This window comes from Corallococcus sp. NCSPR001 (assembly GCF_017309135.1).
Lineage (GTDB): Bacteria > Myxococcota > Myxococcia > Myxococcales > Myxococcaceae > Corallococcus.
Genome location: NZ_JAFIMS010000002.1, coordinates 1,301,824 through 1,318,934, shown reverse-complemented (window position 1 = coordinate 1,318,934; position 17,111 = coordinate 1,301,824). Strand labels below are relative to the sequence as shown.

11 protein-coding genes and 1 pseudogene are annotated in these 17,111 nt (G+C 69.8%); 7 read left to right on the top strand and 5 right to left on the bottom strand.

The window, feature by feature from the left end; genetic code table 11:
• The first annotated feature begins 57 nt into the window (after positions 1–57).
• From JYJ93_RS07520 to JYJ93_RS40780, 6 genes are all read left to right on the top strand, one after another.
• Complete coding sequence (locus tag JYJ93_RS07520) at positions 58–3,084, top strand: protein kinase (protein ID WP_242543714.1); 3,027 nt, start codon at positions 58–60, stop codon at positions 3,082–3,084.
• 23 nt (positions 3,085–3,107) lie between these two features.
• Entirely contained in the window at positions 3,108–4,358 is a 1,251-nt protein-coding gene (locus tag JYJ93_RS07515) for a carboxypeptidase-like regulatory domain-containing protein (protein WP_206787574.1), read from the top strand.
• A 10-nt stretch (positions 4,359–4,368) separates the two neighbouring features.
• Positions 4,369–7,602, top strand: a complete 3,234-nt coding sequence (locus tag JYJ93_RS07510; protein WP_242543713.1) for a DUF4215 domain-containing protein — start codon at positions 4,369–4,371, stop codon at positions 7,600–7,602.
• 229 nt (positions 7,603–7,831) lie between these two features.
• On the top strand, positions 7,832–10,270 hold the full coding sequence (locus JYJ93_RS07505; protein WP_206787572.1) for an isoamylase: 2,439 nt from the start codon (positions 7,832–7,834) through the stop codon (positions 10,268–10,270).
• Positions 10,271–10,377: 107 nt separating this feature from the next.
• Positions 10,378–11,040, top strand: a complete 663-nt coding sequence (locus JYJ93_RS07500) for a pentapeptide repeat-containing protein (protein ID WP_206787570.1) — start codon at positions 10,378–10,380, stop codon at positions 11,038–11,040.
• Positions 11,037–11,555 carry a hypothetical protein gene (locus tag JYJ93_RS40780; RefSeq protein ID WP_330166757.1) on the top strand — a complete coding sequence of 173 codons (519 nt, stop codon included), beginning with the start codon at positions 11,037–11,039 and terminating at the stop codon, positions 11,553–11,555. Before JYJ93_RS07500 ends, JYJ93_RS40780 begins: the two co-directional genes overlap by 4 nt.
• A gap of 883 nt (positions 11,556–12,438) precedes the next feature.
• Here JYJ93_RS40780 and JYJ93_RS40775 read toward each other — a convergent pair.
• The 4 genes and pseudogenes from JYJ93_RS40775 to modA all read right to left on the bottom strand — a co-directional run.
• Positions 12,439–12,633, bottom strand: a pseudogene (locus JYJ93_RS40775) (GntR family transcriptional regulator); the annotation flags it as partial.
• A gap of 336 nt (positions 12,634–12,969) precedes the next feature.
• Positions 12,970–14,040, bottom strand: a complete 1,071-nt coding sequence (gene modC / locus JYJ93_RS07490) for a molybdenum ABC transporter ATP-binding protein (RefSeq protein WP_206787566.1) — start codon at positions 14,038–14,040, stop codon at positions 12,970–12,972.
• 190 nt (positions 14,041–14,230) lie between these two features.
• Entirely contained in the window at positions 14,231–14,908 is a 678-nt protein-coding gene (gene modB, locus JYJ93_RS07485; RefSeq protein ID WP_121715184.1) for a molybdate ABC transporter permease subunit, read from the bottom strand.
• The gene (modA, locus tag JYJ93_RS07480) at positions 14,908–15,723 is read right to left on the bottom strand and encodes a molybdate ABC transporter substrate-binding protein (RefSeq protein WP_206787565.1); all 816 of its coding nucleotides are present in this window, start codon (positions 15,721–15,723) and stop codon (positions 14,908–14,910) included. The genes modB and modA overlap by 1 nt, the downstream gene beginning before the upstream one ends.
• A 142-nt stretch (positions 15,724–15,865) precedes the next feature.
• On the opposite strand from modA, the gene JYJ93_RS07475 reads away from it, so the two are divergent.
• Positions 15,866–16,303: a MarR family transcriptional regulator gene (locus JYJ93_RS07475; protein ID WP_242544242.1), complete on the top strand. Its 438-nt coding sequence runs from the start codon at positions 15,866–15,868 to the stop codon at positions 16,301–16,303.
• A gap of 7 nt (positions 16,304–16,310) precedes the next feature.
• Here the strand turns inward: JYJ93_RS07475 and JYJ93_RS07470 are convergent, their stop codons facing one another.
• Positions 16,311–16,895: a YdcF family protein gene (locus JYJ93_RS07470; protein WP_206787563.1), complete on the bottom strand. Its 585-nt coding sequence runs from the start codon at positions 16,893–16,895 to the stop codon at positions 16,311–16,313.
• Positions 16,896–17,111: the final 216 nt, after the last annotated feature.

Here is a 17,111-nt window from a genome sequence, read left to right as displayed (position 1 = left end):
CGGAGGTGCCCGGGTCGCGCCATGGCTGTGAATGCGTCGCGGGAAAAGTGGCCGGACATGATGAAGAACGAAGCAGGTGCCGTGCGGCGGGAGCCTCCCGCGGTGGGCGTGACGGGTGTGTCCTCGGACCTTTCGGACCGGACACAGGCCGCGGACGTGGAGTCGCTCTTCGGAGCCGCTCCCGCGCCCGTGGAGCCGCCGTCGCGCTCCAACACGGGTTCGTCCACGTGGGACGGGCCGTCACGTCCGGGCACGGGTGGCACGGGTGACACCGGCAACAACACCCACCCCTCCATCCAGGGCCACGCGCTGCGCCCGGGCATGCGGCTACAGCACTACGAGCTCATCCGAGAGCTGGGCTCCGGCGGCATGGGCACGGTGTTCCTCGCGCGCGACGTGCGGCTGGGACGCCGGGTGGCCATCAAGTTCCTGCACAGCGAGGACGCCGACATCACCCGGCGCTTCATCCTGGAGGCGCGCGCCACCGCGCGGTGCAGCCACGAGAACATCGTCATCATCTACGAGGTCGGCGAGTTCACCGGCGGCCCGTTCATGGTGCTGGAGTACCTGCAGGGCAAGCCGCTGACGAAGGTGCTGGGCACCCAGCGCCTGCCTCCCGCGCGCGCGGTGGAGCTGATGGTGCCGGTGGTGAAGGCGCTGGTGTGCGCCCACGAGCAGGGCATCGTCCACCGCGACCTGAAGCCGGAGAACATCGTCGTGACGGACTCGGGCGCCATCAAGGTGCTCGACTTCGGCATCGCCAAGGTGCTCCAGGGTGACGAGCCCGCGGAAGCGCCCGCGGGCGGCCCGCGGGGCCAGCCCCGGCTGCACTCGGTGGAGGGCATGGGCGAGGACGTGTCCAACCTCACCCGCAAGGGCGCCATCATGGGCACCATGGCCTTCATGTCCCCGGAGCAGTGGGGCATTGGCGTGGCCGTGGACAACCGCACGGACATCTGGGCCGTGGGGTTGATGCTGTTCCGCATGCTCGCCGGCAAGCACCCGTTGGATCCGCTGCGCGGCCCGCAGCTGATGGTCACGGGCATGCTGGACGAGCCCATGCCGCTGCTCAGGACCCTGGCGCCGGACGTGCCGCAGGAGCTGGCGGCCGTCGTGGACCGCTGCCTGCTCAAGCGCAAGGAGGAGCGCTATCCGGACGCGGCGTCGCTCTTGCGCGCGCTGGAGCCGTTCCTGCCCGGCCGCATGAGCCGCGAGCTGCGCGTGGACGAGAGCCCCTACGCGGGCCTCAGCTCCTTCCAGGAGGCGGACGCGGACCGCTTCTTCGGCCGCACGCGTGAAATCGCCGCGCTGGTGAACCGCATCAACGACCGGCCGCTCCTGGCCGTGGTGGGCCCGTCCGGCACGGGCAAGTCGTCGTTCGTGCGCGCGGGCCTGGTGCCCGTGCTCAAGCGCTCCGGCACGCCGTGGGAGGCGCTGGTCATCCGCCCCGGCAGAAGCCCCCTGTCGGCGCTGGCCAGCATCGTCACGCCGCTGATGAGCTCGTCCACCACCATCGAGGACGACCTGGTGGAGCAGCAGCGGGTGGTGGAGCGGCTGCGCGCGGAGCCCGGCTACGTGGGCAACGTGCTGCGCAGCCGCGCGCGGCGGGAGAAGCGGCGCATCCTGCTCTTCATCGACCAGTTCGAGGAGCTCTACACGCTGGTGCCGGACGTGCAGGAGCGGATGGCCTTCACCGCGTGCCTGTCCGGCATCGCGGACGACGCGACCACGCCCATCCGCGTCATCCTCTCCATCCGTTCGGACTTCCTGGACCGCGTGCCGGAGGACGAGCGCTTCATGGCGGAGCTCAGCCAGGGGCTCTACTTCCTCACCGCCCCCGCCCGCGAAGGCCTGAAGGACGCGCTGGTGCAGCCAGCGGAGCGCGCGGGCTACCAGTTCGAGAGCCCCGTCATGGTGTCCAGCATGCTGGAGCACCTGGACGCGTCCCAGGGCGCGCTGCCCCTGTTGCAGTTCGCCGCCACGCAGCTGTGGGAGGCACGTGACGTCACCCACCGGCTGCTCACGGAGAGCGCGTACCAGGCCATGGGCGGCATCGCGGGCGCGCTGGCCAGCCACGCGGACAGCGTGCTGGAAAGCCTGTCCACGCAGGAGCGCACCCTGGTGCGCGCTCTCTTCCTGCGGCTCGTCACCCCGGAGCGCACGCGCGCCATCGTGTCCCTGGACGAGCTGCGCGAGCTGACCAAGGACACCGGGGAGATGCAGCGCCTCATCGACCACCTGGTGCAGGCGCGCCTGCTGGTGGTGCAGACCGGCGGCGGCGCCACGGGCGCCACGGTGGAGATCGTCCACGAGTCGCTCCTGCACAGCTGGCCCACGCTGCGGCGCTGGCTGGACGAGGGCCAGGAGGACTCCGCGTTCCTGGAGCAGCTGCGCAACGCGGCCCGGCAGTGGCAGGGCAAGAACTTCGACGCGCACCTCTTGTGGCGCGGTGAGCTGGTGGAGGAGGCCCAGCGCTTCCAGCGCCGCTACCGGGGAGAGCTGCCCCGCCTTCAGCAGGACTTCCTCACGGCGGTGTTCGCGCAGGCGAAGAAGGGGCGCCGGCTGAAGCGCGCGCTGCTCATCGGCAGCGCGACGTTCCTGGGGCTCCTGGTGGTGGCGGCGGTGGTGGCGCTCATCGTCATCCGCAATGCGCAGCAGGAGGCCGAGAAGCAGGCCCAGGCGGCCCAGGCGGCCGAAATCATCGCGCGCGCCGCCGAGACCAACGCTCGCGGCGCGGAGGCCGAGGCCAAGCAGCGTCTGGCCGAGGTGCAGGCCAAGGAGCTGGAGCGCCAGAAGGCGCAGCAGGCGGCGGAGTCCGCCAACGCGCAGGTGGCCCTGGCCAACCAGGAGCTGCTCAGCAAGAACGACGAACTGGTGTCCGCGCTCAAGCGCGCGCAGGAAGCGCAGCTGCGCGCCCGGTTCGCCAAGAAGCGCGCCGAGGAGAGCGCCGACTCCGCGCGCGACGCCCGCGAGGACGCCCTCCGCGCGGCGGAAGAACTCTCCACGTTGCTCAAGCGGGAGAAGGAGCGCGTCTCCCGTCTGCAATCCCAGTTGGGCAGTCCGGTCATCGAGGTCCTGAAGTGAGAAGCATCTTGAAGAACAGGGTGATGAGCAGGTCCGCGTTCGCGTTGTCCGTGCTGCTGGCGCTGGAGTCTGTGCCCGCGCTGGCGCAGGAGCCGGCGCCACGGGCAGGCACCACGAAGACGTCCCGGGGCACGAAGAAGGCGGGGCTCAAGAAGAAGGCCCCCGCGACGAAGCCCCTGGGCAAGACGAAGCTGTCCGGCACCTCGAAGCGCAAGCGCAAGCCCACCGCCGCCGAGGCCGCGCCGGCTCCCTCGGACACGCCCCTCTCCGAGTCCCTCCCCCTGCCCCCGCCTCCCACGCCGAAGGCCGTGGAGTCCCAGCAGGAGCAGGCCAGCAGCACGCTGGAGGGCTCGCAGCCCGGCGCGGACGAGCGCCCCTGGGCCCAGGGCATCTCCAGGACGGACCAGGACGCGTCGCTCGCGCTGTTCGGCGAGGGCAACGCGCTCTTGAAGGAATCCATCTTCGTGCAGGCGGTGGAGAAGTACCGCCAGGCGCTGGCGCGCTGGGACCACCCGGCCATCCACTACAACCTCGCGCTGGCGCTGATGAACCTGGACCAGCCCGTGGAGGTGCACGAGCACCTGGTGGCGGCGCTGCGCTTCGGACCGGCGCCGCTGGAGAAGGAGAAGTACGAGTACGCCCGCAACTACAAGACGCTGGTGGAGAAGCAGCTCGCGCGGGTGGCCATCACCTGCGCCACGCCCGGCGCCACGGTGACGATGGACGGCCAGACGCTGTTCGTGGCCCCCGGCCGCCACGAGGCGCTGGTGCGCCCCGGCGCGCACAGCATCGTCGCGACGATGGCGGGCTACCTGCCCAGCGACCAGAGCCGCACGCTGCTGCCCGGTGAGACGACGACGCTGGACTTGAAGCTCTTCACCTCCGACGACCTCATCCGCTACAAGCGCCGCTGGTCCGGCGCGATGCCCTGGCTGGTGATGGGCGCGGGCGTGGCCGTGGCGGGCGGCAGCGCCTTCCTGCACCTGCAGTCCCGCGACCACTTCCGCGCCTTCGAGTCCGGCATCGCCGAATGCGGGGGCTGCGTGCCGCCCACCGCCGTCGCCGACGAGCGCTCGAAGGGCAACCTGATGCAGACCGGCGCCATCGCCGGGTACGCCGTGGGCGGAGCCGTCATCGTCACCGGCGCGGTGCTCGCCGTCCTCAACCAACCCAAGCCGTACCGCATCGAACCGGGCCAGGAGGCGGCGACCGTGCAGGTCACGCCGCTCCTCGGCGCGGGTTCGGGCGGTGCCGTGGCCACGTTCCGTTTCTAGAGGCTCTCGCATGACACGCGTCTCTCCCTCCTCCATGGCGCGCGCCCTGCTGCTCCTGGCCGCGCCGCTCTTGCTGCTCTCCTCCTGCTTCCAGCCCACCACGGTGGACTGCCCCGCCGGGCTGGTGTGTCCGGATGGACTGAAGTGCGCCGCGAACCAGGCCACCTGCATCTCCACGGACTGTGGCGACGGCGTCATCCAGGGCTCCGAGCAATGTGACGACGGCAACGTCGTGGACGGCGACGGCTGTAGCCGCGACTGCCAGTCCACCGAGACGTGTGGCAACGGCGTCGTGGACCGGATCACGAACGAGAAGTGCGACGACGGCAACACCGAGGACGGCGACGGCTGCAGCGCGGACTGCAAGTCCAACGAACTGTGCGGCAACGGCGTCACGGACACGGCCGTGGGCGAGAAGTGCGACGACGGCAACAACGCCTCCGGCGACGGCTGCAGCGCGGACTGCCTCTCCACCGAGGTCTGCGGCAACGGCTATACCGACCCCTCCAAGGAGGAGCGCTGCGACGACGGCAACACCGTCAGCGGCGACGGGTGCAGCGCGGACTGCCGCTCCCAGGAGAGCTGCGGCAACGGCTACGTGGACGTGGCCAAGGGCGAGAAGTGCGACGACGGCAACAACGTCAACGGCGACGGGTGCAGCTCCGACTGCAAGTCCAACGAGACCTGCGGCAACGGAGTGCTCGACACCATCAAGGGTGAAATCTGCGACGACGGCAACAACGTCAGCGAGGACGGCTGCAGCGCGGACTGCCGGTCCGCGGAAGGCTGCGGCAACGGCGTGCGCGACGGCGAGGAGCAGTGCGACGACAAGGGCGAGTCCGCCACCTGCAACCTCAACTGCACCGTGCGCGTCTGCGGTGACGGCATCGTCAACCGGACCGCGGGCGAGCAGTGCGACGACAAGGGCGAGTCCGCCTACTGCAACGCCAACTGCACGCTGCGCGCCTGCGGCGACGGCGTGGTGAACACGTCCTCCGGCGAGCAGTGCGACAACCCCGGCCCCGTCAACAGCAACACCTGCGACGCGGACTGCACCATCGCCTTCTGCGGCGACGGCTTCACCAACACCACGCGCGGCGAGCTGTGCGACACGGCGGGCAACTCCCGCACCTGCAACGCGGACTGCACGCCCGCGGCCTGCGGTGACCGGTACCTCAACACCGCGGCGGGCGAGCAGTGCGACGACGGGCCCAACTCCGCCCTCTGCGACGTGGACTGCACCCCCGTGGCCTGCGGCGACGGCGTCACCAACACGGCGGCGAAGGAGCAGTGCGACGACGGCAACACCCGCGACGACGACGACTGCCTGGGCACCTGCAAGCCGAACATCTGCGGCGACAGCGTGGTCAACGTCAACGGGCCGGACCGCCCGGAGGCCTGCGACGACGGCAACACCCGGACGGAGACCGCGTGCGACTACGGCACCGCCACCTGCCAGGCGTGCAGCGGCGACTGCAAGACGGCGCTCGCGCTGACGGGCAATGTCTGCGGCGACAACGTGAAGGACGCCACGAACGAGGCCTGTGACGACGGCAACACCGAGACGGAGGACGCCTGCCCCTACGGCACCGCCAACTGCAAGGTGTGCCGCTTCGACTGCAAGGAGAGCCTGTCGCGCACGGGCAACATCTGCGGCGACAACGCCAGGGACCCGGACCACGAGGCCTGCGACGACGGCAACACCCAGACGGAGACCGCGTGCGACTACGGGCAGGCCAGCTGCCAGAAGTGCCGCGCCGACTGCCAGGAGACCCTCACGCTCCAGGGCAACGTCTGCGGCGACAACGTGAAGGACGCCACCAACGAGGTCTGCGACGACGGCAACACCGCCACGGAGACCTCCTGCCCCTACGGCCAGGCCAACTGCCAGGTGTGCCGCGGTGACTGCAAGGAGCTGGTGTCGGTTCGCGGCAACGTCTGCGGCGACAACGCCAGGGACCCGGACCACGAAGCCTGCGACGACGGCAACACCCAGACGGAGACGGCCTGCCCCTACGGCCAGGCCAGCTGCCAGAAGTGCAGCGGTGACTGCCAGACGGTCCTCCCGCTCCAGGGCAACATCTGCGGCGACAACGTGAAGGACGCCACCAACGAGGTCTGCGACGACGGCAACACCCGGACGGAGACCTCCTGCCCCTACGGCCAGGCCAGCTGCCAGGTGTGCCGTGGCGACTGCAAGGAGCTCGTGCCCGTCACGGGCAACGTCTGCGGCGACGGCGTGGCGGACCTGACCCACGAGGCCTGCGACGACGGCAACACCACCACGGAGACCTCGTGCCCCTACGGCGTGGCCAGCTGCCAGCGGTGCAGCAGTGATTGCCAGACGCTCCTGACGCTCGGTGGCAACGTGTGCGGGGACGGGGTGCAGGATCCCAGCGTCTCGAACGAGGTCTGCGACGACGGCAACACGCAGACGGAGTCCTCGTGCCCCTATGGCCAGGCGAACTGCAAGGTGTGCCGCGGCGACTGCAAGGAGCTGGTCTCCGTCACGGGCAACGTCTGCGGTGACGGCGTGCTGGACTCGGCCCACGAGGCCTGCGACGACGGCAACACCGACACGGAGACCGCCTGCGCCTATGGCACGGCGAGCTGCAAGCGTTGCAGCAACGATTGCCAGACGGTCCTCTCGCTCACGGGCAACGTGTGTGGGGACGGGGTGCAGGACCCCAACCCGGCGAACGAGGCCTGCGACGACGGCAACACCCTCACCTGTGGCTCGTGCAGCGCCAACTGCAAGGTGCAGACGCTCCAGGCGGCGACGGGCACCATCACCGCGGTCTCGAGCGCGAACCTGTCCGACGAGGAGACGTTCACCATCAGCGACGGCATCAACACGCCGGTCACCTTCGAGTTCGACCGCAACAACAGCCTCAGGAACCCCGCCAACCAGCGGGTGACCGTGGCGAACAGCACGCCCGCGGCGCAGATCGCCCTCGTCATCCGGGACGCCATCAACGCGGTGGAGGAGCCGTTCGAAATCACGGCGTCGGTCGTCACCGGCTCCATCACCGTGAACGTCACCCACAAGCTGAAGGGCTCCATCGGCAACCAGACGTTGACGGAGCGGGTCGGCAACAACGGCTTCAAGGTGAGCGGGATGAACGGCGGCAGCGGCTACGACTGCCCCCTGGGCACGAAGTGCGTGGGCGACGAGGACTGCGCGCTCGACCTGGTGTGTGGGGCCAGCAAGACCTGCGTCGTCCCTCCGCCGCCCGCGCCCTGAGCGGCTGCACGGGCGTGTGACCTCCCTCGTGAAACAGGGAGGTCACACGCGTTGACGCACCGGGCCATGTCTTGCGTCACACGTGAGCGGACCCGGGTGCCTGAGTGGGGGAACGTGCGGTTGACTTCACGGTCGTGGGGGTGGTGAACCGGACGGGCCCCGGGTAGTCGCGGGCCCGGTGGCCATGCAGCGGTCGTGAACCTCGCTTGCCGCGTCTGGAGCCACATCCATGATGACCCCTCCCCGTCGTCACCGCCGGAGCCCCTGGCTCACGCGGTGGCATCCCCTCGTCGCCGTGGGTTTCGCTTCGGCGCTGGTCTCCTGCGCCTCCCCGGAAACCCCTGCTGAAGCCCCCGCTCCCGCCCCTTCCGCGCCCGCCGTGGAGGACCTCGCGCAGCGCGAGCAGGAGCTGCTCTCCTGGACGCTGGGCGCGAAGTACGACGCCACGCAGGCCAACATCACCTTCAACGTGTACTCGTCGCGCGCCACGCGCATCGAGGTGTGGATCTACAAGACGGCTCAGGGCGCGCAGGAGGCCGTGAGCTACGTGATGACGAAGAACGCGACGACCAACGTCTGGACGAAGACCGTCTCCGTCTCCACGTTGAAGAACAGCTACGGCGTCACCGGCACCGTCTATTACGGCTACCGCGCGTGGGGCCCCAACTGGACGTACAACTCCAGCTGGAGCAAGACGAACAACACGGTGGGCTTCATCGCGGACGTGGACTCCTCGGGCAACCGCTTCAACCCGAACAAGCTCTTGTGGGACCCGTACGCGCTGGAGCTGTCGCACGACCCGGTGAACCCCAGCAACACGGACGGCACGGTGTTCGCGTCCGGTCCGTTGCACCGCTACAAGGACAGCGGCCCGTTCGCGCCCAAGGGCGTCGTGCTGGCGCCGGACACCACGGCCACCGGCACCAAGCCCACGCGCGCCTTCAAGGACGACATCGTCTATGAGGTGCACCTGCGCGGCCTGACGAAGCAGGACACCGGCTCCGGGCTGGATGCCGCCTGTCTGGGCACCTACAAGACGGCGGGCCAGAAGGCCGCGCAGCTGGCGGCGCTGGGCGTGACGGCGGTGGAGTTCCTGCCGCTGCACGAGACGGACAACGGCAACAACGACACGGTCGCGAGCACCGCGGGTGACAACTACTGGGGTTACATGAACCTCAGCTACTTCGCGCCGGACCGCCGCTACGCGTGCGACCAGACGCCGGGCGGCCCCACGCGCGAGTTCAAGACCATGGTGAAGGCGTTCCACGACGCCGGCATCAAGGTGCTGGTGGACGTGGTCTACAACCACACCGGCGAAGGCGGCGGGTGGATCAGCGGCGACCCGAGCACGTACAACGTCATGTCGTACCGGGGCCTGGACAACCCCACGTACTACAGCCTGACGAAGGACATGAAGTTCAACTGGGACAACACGGGCGTGGGCGGCAACTTCAACACGTTCAATCCCACGGCCCGCAACGTCATCCTGCATTCGCTGTCGTACTGGAAGGACACGCTGGGCGTGGACGGCTTCCGGTTCGACCTGGCGTCGGTGCTGGGCAACATCTACGAGCACCAGACGGACACCCACGACGGCTACTTCTACGACCGCGACAACCCGAACACGGCGCTCAACCAAATCACCACGCAGCTGGACCCCCGGCCGGAGGGTGGCGGCGCGGGCACGGACTTCATCGCGGAGCCGTGGGCCATTGGCGGCAATTCCTACCAGGTGGGCAACTTCCCGGCGAAGTGGCGGGAGTGGAACGGCGCGTTCCGCGACACCTTCCGCAAGGACCAGAACCAGATGGGCGTGGAGAGCATCAAGCCTTCGGCCCTGGCCACGCGCTTCGCGGGCTCGTCGGACCTGTATTCGGATGACGGCCGCAAGCCCGCGGCGTCCGTGAACTTCATGGTGGCCCACGACGGCCTCACCCTGAAGGACCTGTACTCGTGCAACAGCAAGAACAACAGCCAGCCGTGGCCCTACGGCCCGTCCGACGGCGGCGAGGACAGCAATCACAGCTGGGACCAGGGCGGCAGCGCGGCGCTCCAGCGTCAGGCGGCGCGCAACGGCATGGCGTTCATGATGCTGAGCGCGGGCGTGCCCATGTTGACGGGCGGCGACGAGCTCCTGCGCACGCAGTACTGCAACAACAACGTGTACAACCTGGACTCGAACAAGAACTGGTTGGACTACGCGTGGACCACGGACCAGTCCAACTTCCGCACGTTCACCCAGCGGCTCATCGCGTTCCGCAAGGCGCACCCCGCGCTGCGTCCGGCGGACTTCTACAAGACGAACGACAACAACGGGAACGTGATGGAGCAGCACCGCTGGTTCAAGCCGGACGGCTACGTGCCGGACGCGGCGTACTTCGACAACGCGGGCAACCACTCGCTGGCCTACCGCATCGACGCGTCGGAGTTCTCCGGTGAGACGGTGAGCGCCATCTACGTCGCGTACAACGGCTGGTCCGCCAACGTGAACTTCCTGCTGCCGTGGCCGGGCAGCGGCAAGCAGTGGTACCGCGTGACGGACACCTGCTCGTGGGCCGAGGGCGCGAACCAGGTGGTGCTCAACCCGGGCAGCGCGGACCTGATTGGCGGCGAGGGCACGAGCTACGGCGTGTGCGGCCGCGGCGTGCTGCTGCTGGTAGCCAAGTAGCATGCAGGCCGTGGAGGGCCCGGCGCTCCCCTGGAGCCGGGCCCTTCGCGTTGGAGTGGTCACCGCGCAAGCGCGCGTGCGTGACGACGGGCCGGTATAAGGCCGCCATGGCCCAGGACGACAGCGCGGTGGTGAAGCGGCTCCAGCAGGAGGACTCCTTCGAGAAGGAGACGTTCGAGGGGCTGGACCTCCAGAACGTCGACCTGGGCGACAAGGAGTTCTACCGGTGCACCTTCGTGAACTGCGAGCTGCAGGAGAGCCGGTGGAAGGAGGCGCTGCTGGAGGCGTGCGCGTTCCAGGGCTGCAACCTGACGCGGGCGAACTTCAACGCCATCCGGCTGCGGGACGTGCGCTTCGAGGGCTCGAAGCTGATGGGCATCGACTGGACGGGCGTGGCGGCGAACCCGGAGGTGAACTTCGAGGAGTGCGGCATGCCGTACAGCTCGTTCGTGGGGCTGAGCCTGCGCCAGACGTCCTTCGTGCGCTGCGTGGCGCGGGAGGCGAACTTCTTCGACATGGACCTGACGGACGCGGACTTCACCGGCGCGGACCTCACCGGCAGCAACTTCCGGGGATGCACGCTGACCCGGACGGACTTCTCCGGGGCCACGGGCCTGGTGCTGGACCCCGCGCGCAACAAGCTGAAGGAGACGCGCATCCCGCAGGACACGGCGATGTCCGTGGTCCATGAACTGGGCATGCGCGTGGAGGGCTACCACGCGAAGGGTGCGGGACGCGGCGGGGCGAAGAAGACGGGAGCGAAGCGGTGAGGGACGGCACCCCGTTCGACCCGGTCGCCGTCGCGCGCGTCGCGGTGATGGTGAGGACGGGGCTCGTCGGGCTCCAGCGGATCATCGCCTGGGCGGATGCGTGGGTGATGAAGCTGGACGCCCCACCGCTCTGGTTGCTGGAGCTGTGCACGGTGCCAGATGCCGACAGGGCACTCTGGTTGCTCTACGACATGCCGGAGTTTCCGCGGCTGGCCACCGTCGAGGAGCGGGACGTGAATGACGCGGACCACCTGGCGAGCCTGTTCCTTCGCCACCGTGACGGGTCCATCTCCTGGGGAGACTTCCTCCTGTGGGCAGGTCAGTACCTGGATGGCCGGAGTGGCCACCGCCAGTGCGAGGAGTTCTTCATGCAGCTGAACTTGCTGGAGCGCATGGGGTTTCCAGAAGCCCTGGTGCAGGCCCAGCGTGAGGACATCGAGCGCAGCCTCCCGGACGCGCTGGAGCGGATGGAGTCCGTCCATCGGCGGTTCGAGGCGGAGGCGCGCGGGCACTGAAGCCCCAGGGCTGCGAGCACGAACCAGACGGCCCCAGGGCATGGACCATGAAGCGCCAGAGTCGCGCAATCCACCCGTCCAGGCGGCCTCCGGTCTCATGAGGCGATTCCATCCGGGAGTCGGACAGGGACTCCGAGGCCGCGGCCTGCTCGTCCGCCCCGGTGCCATGCCCCACGGGCTCGTTGAGAATGGGCCCAGGGACGGTTGGAGGCGGCAGCACCCCGATCTTCTCCGCGGCTGGCACGCGCTGGCCAAGGTCTCTCTCGGCCACGTCAGGCCGTGCCTTTGGCGCACCGCACGGAGCAGAGGCTGACGCGGGAGCGCCAGGCGGCGCTTCCTGAGGGCCCGCTGCTTCGGAGGAGACGGGCTCCTGGCGGACCGGAGCGAAGGCCTCCAGCACGCGGTCGTCGCACACCTTCAGCAGCGCCGGCAGTTCGTGCTGAAGCGTCCGCGCGTCGCGCTCATACAGAGCCTCCAGCGCACACCAGGCCCACTCACGCAGCAACGCTCCGCCCATGAGGGGTTGCAGTTGGACCGCTCCGCCCAGGAAGGCCCGGTGCAGGGATTGGACAAGAAGCATGTACCCGGGCCGCTCAGCCACCCGAGCCGCCACCCGCAGCAACTCGAACTCCATCTGCGCGCACCAGGCCCCCGACCCCCATCGCGCCGCGTCCTGCAACTTGAAGCAGGCATCCTTCACCTGTCCCAAAGCCATTGGGGAAGCCTTCGCGCAGCAGTCGACCAGGAGCTCCACCAGCACCTGCCGCTTGAGGCTGAGATATCCATCCAGGTGCCACCGGGCGTCCGGTGAGCGCGCGTCATGCAGCGCCACGCCCAGGTTCTCCAGCGTCAGCGATTCATCCAGCGCCACCACGCGCGTCTTGCGCCCGGGGCGCTGCACCACCAGCCCCCGTGCCGCCAACCGCCGCAGCGCCTCGCGGATGGTGCCCCGGCATACGCCATAGCGACGTGCCATCTCCGCTTCGGAAGCGAATCTCCCGCTCGGGTGACACCGCCCCAGCGCGATATCGCTCTCAATCCGCGCTTCCACATACGCCACCAGCCCGCCCCGGTTCATCCCCCGTCCCCCTCTTCGCCTCAGCATCGCCATCCAACCATGGGGGTCTGACATGGTCGCTTGCTGGAAGAGGGCTCCCTCCGGCGCCGGGCAACGCAAACCGGTCCGACAGTCGGACACGTTCACGGGTTCAGGCATCGTGCGGCGAAAACCTGTCCGACTGTCGGACAGGTTTTGAGCCAGCGCGTCCGGCGGGCCGCCTCCGCCGGTGACGCCGCCTTGCCGTCCGCGAAATCGCCTTGGACTGGCGTGGCTCTCCGTTGGGCTCCGCGAGACGCGTATCTCGCGAAGTCCTTTCGGGTCCCGGACCTCCTCAGCGAACCTCTGGCCAACGGCTCAGGAAGTCCGTCCCGCCAGGCGACGGCAGGCGGAGGACTTCACAGCGAGGTAAACGCGCAGCCCTTGTGCGAGGTGGAGCTCTCGCACGGCGGCATGCGTGAGGCGGACCACCCAGTGCACCCCCGTGACATCAACGTGGGTCGCGCACTCCCCTGCCCCCGCGTCTTCCAGCTTCGTCACCGTGCCTTCGAGCACGTTGCGCGCGGAGACGCCGGTCAGTGGTCCGGTGGACAGGAGGATGTCCTCGGCGGGCACGGCGTAGGCGGCGCGGGTGCCATGCGGCAGTTCTGGCGCGTCCGGCACCCAGAGGGACAGGCCGTCCGTGACTCGCAGCCGCGTGCCTCCGGACCCGGGATGCTCCAGGGTGCCTTCGAGGATGTTCTCCTCGGGTTCACCGGTGAGCAGGCCTCGCGCCACGGTGCCCAACACCGTGTCCGCGGGGCCCACGGCCTTCACCGCGCCGCCGTCCAGGAGCAGCGCCTCACGGGCCAGGGCCCGTGCCTCGCCGAGCTGGTGGGTCACGTAGAGCAGGGGCACCCGGGCTTCGTCGCGCACGCGCAGGAGGTACGGCAGCACGCGTTCCTTCAATGCGATGTCCAGCGCGGCCAGGGGTTCGTCCAGCAGCAGCAGTGCCGGGTCGGTGGCGAGCGCCCGTGCCAGGGCGACCCGCTGCTTCTCGCCTCCGGACAGCGTCACCGGGTAGCGGTGCAGCAGCGGCTCCAATTCCAGCAGGTGCACGGCTTCGTCCACGCGCGACGGTCGTCCGGCGCGCACGCCGAAGCGGATGTTCTGTCCGGCGGTGAGGTGCGGGAAGAGCAATGCGTCCTGCGGCACGTAGCCCATGCGGCGCGCTTCGGGCGGCACATCGACCCGAGCGGCCGTGTCGAGGAGCACGCGGTCATCGACCACGACGCGCCCCGTGGCGCCGCGCCGCAGGCCCGCGAGCACCTCCAGCAGCGACGTCTTCCCGGAGCCCGAGCGCCCCAGCACCGCCACTGACGCGGACGAGAAGCGCGCTTCGACCTCCAGCGTGAAGCGCGCCAGGGGCAGCCTGAGTGACAGCTCCATCACGGACGCACGCCTCCTGTTCGCGTGGCGCCTCGTAGGTCCTCCGCGGCCCCGGGCTCCTTCGAATCAGGCCCTGCCCTCCCGGGCGCTCGCGATGCCGGCCCGTGGATTACTCGCGCGGGGCTCCGCGTAGGCCTCGTCGAAGCAGGCCCTGCCCTGCCGGGCACACGGGACGGTGTCAGTCCGTGGCTCACGCGAGCCCCCGGGCTCCGCGCCGCCGCGTCACCACTTCGGTCACGTACATGGCCCCGAACGCGAGCACCACCGAGACGCCCGCGAGCTTCAGCGCCTCCGCGTCCTGTCCCACCTGCGTGCGCTGGAAGATGGCCAGCGACAGCGTCTGAGTGCTGCCCGGGATGTTGCCCGCCACCAACACCGTCGCGCCGAACTCACCCAGCGCCCTTGAGAACGCGAGCAGCGCTCCCGTGAGCACCCCGCGCCACGCCAGCGGCAGCGTCACCCGGAAGAAGGCGCGCGTGCGCGTGTCCCCCAGCGTTCGAGCCACTGCCACCAATCGTGGATCCACCTCCTCGAAACCCGCGCGCGCGGAGCGCACCAGCAGCGGGAACGCCATCACCGCGCTGGCCAGCACCACCGCCTTCGGCGTGAACACCACCTCCACGCCCAGCGCATCCAGCATCCGCCCCAACACCGAGTCCCGCGCAAGCAACTCCAAGAGCACCAGGCCCACCGCCGTCGGAGGCAGCACCAGCGGCAGCGCCAGCAGCGTCTCCACCACGCCGCGCCCCGGGCCCTTCCAGCGCGCGAGCGCATACGCCGCCGCCACGCCCGGCACCAGGATGAGCGCCGTGGACAATGCCGCCACCGCCACCGTGAACAGCACCAATCCTGTCAGCCCTTCGTCCATCACGGCGCGGGCGTCCCCTTCCCTGCATCCAGCGCGGTGCCTGTCGCTCCCGCGTCCGGCGCGGCCTTCGCCGTGCTCGCGTCCAGGAAGCCCAGCCGGCGGAACTCCTTCCGCGCGTCTTCCGTCTGGAGGAAGCGCACGAACGCGAGCCCACCTTCCGGCGCCTTGCCCTGCGTCAACGCCGCCGCCGGATACACGATGCGCGGCGCGTCCCCTTCCGGCACCGTGAACACCACCCGGACCTTCTTCGATTGCGCCGCGTCCGTCGCGTACACCACGCCCGCGTCCGCCCTCCCCGCCTCCACCGCCGCCAGCGCGGCCCGCACATCCACCGCCGGCACCACGCGCGACGCCACGTCCGCCCATACGCCCGCCTTCGTCAGCCACGCCTTCGCGTACACGCCCGCCGGCACCGCCGCCGGCTCCGCCAGCACCACCCGCTTGAGCCCCTTCAGGTCCGCCGGCCCGGCGACCTTCACCGCCGACTTCACCGGCACCACCACCACCAGCCGGTTGGACAGCAGGTCCACCCGCGAGCCCGCCTGCACGAGCCCTGCCCGGTCGACCGCGTCCAGCTTCGCCTCGTCCGCGGAGAGGAACGCATCCGCGGGCGCCCCCGCCACCACCTGACGTGCCAGGTCGCTGGACGCCCCGAAGGCGAACCGCACCCGGTGCCCCGACGCCTGCTGGAACGCGGGCGCCAACGCCTCGAGCGCGTCCGTCGTGCTCGCCGCCGCGAACACCAGCACCTCCTCCGCCCGCGCCGACGACACCGTCACCCACACCAGCAGCAATCCCCACCACGCACACCGCATCGTCCGCTCCTCCCGCCCCCAACCCTCCGGAAGCCGTCTTCGAGCCTACAAGTTGACCTGCCCGCACCCCGCCGCTAATGAATATTCTGTGTCACGGAATATCCATAAAGAGGATGAAGCGCTCTCGAAGGACATCGACCGGATGCAGGAGTTGATGTTCTCGCTGGGTCGTCGCCGTTCACTCCGTGACCCCATCGCCAGCACCTGCGAGCAGCTCCAGTTCACGCCGCCCCAGGTGCATGCCCTGCTGTGGCTGGGCCTGGACGGCTCGCTCACCATGGGCGAGCTGGCCCGGCGACTGGGCGTCACCGAAAAGACCGTCACGGGCGTCGTGGACCGCCTGGAGCGCGAAGGCCACATCGTCCGCGAACGCGGAGAGACCGACCGTCGCGTCGTGCGCTGCCGGCTCACCGACAAGGGCAAGCAGACCTTCGCCAAGCTCGACCGCTCCATGCACCGCGCGATGGGCGTGGTGATGGGCATGCTCGACCCCGAAGACCGCCAGGCCCTCTTCCGCGTCCTGGAGAAGGTGCTCAGCAAGCTGGACGCGCCCGCTCCGGACACCGCGCCCGGAACCTGAGGCACCTTCAGCGCCCGTCCGGCGCCCGCGCCCACAAGAGGCGCGGGTGCAGCAGCAGCGCGAACGCCTCCCGCACCGTCCAGTACGCGCGGTCCCTCGCGCGCATCCGCCCGTCGATGGGGGCGGGGCTCGTGGCCACCTCCAGCCCCTCGCGCCGGAAGCACTGCCTGGCGCGCAGCAGGTGGTACGGGTCGGAGACCACCACGACCCGGCGCGCTCCCCGCTCGCGCAGCACGCGCGCGCTGAACCGCGCGTTGGCTTCGGTGGAGTGGCTGTCCTCCTCCAGCACGCACGCGGACGCGGGCACGCCCGCCGCCACCGCCAGCTCGCGCATCACCCGCGCCTCGGACGGCGAATGGGCGCCCACGCCTCCGGACAACAGCAGCCACGGCGCCACGCCCCGGCGGTACAGCGCCACCGCCTGCTCCATGCGCGCCACCAGCGCGCCGGACGGCACACCGCCCGGCAGCACCCGCGCGCCCAGCACCACCAGCGCATCCGCGTCCGTCACGCGCTCGTGCCGGCCAAAGCGGTCCACCCACCAGGCCAGCCCGAACACGCCGCCCGTGAGCACGCCCGCGCACAAAAGCATCGCCCGGCGCGCACGTCCGGGTCTGGGAAGAAGGGCAAGGGGCCGCACCGCCGGGAACCTAGTCCTGCACCGGACATCCCGTGGCCCTGCAAACACCTTCAGCAAGGCATTGTGTCCGCGATAACAGGTTTCACTCAGTCCGGCGGACGGACAACCCGGTGAATTGTCGCGATGCGTATCGCCCCGGAGTGGGTCTCAAGACACAATGCGCAAATG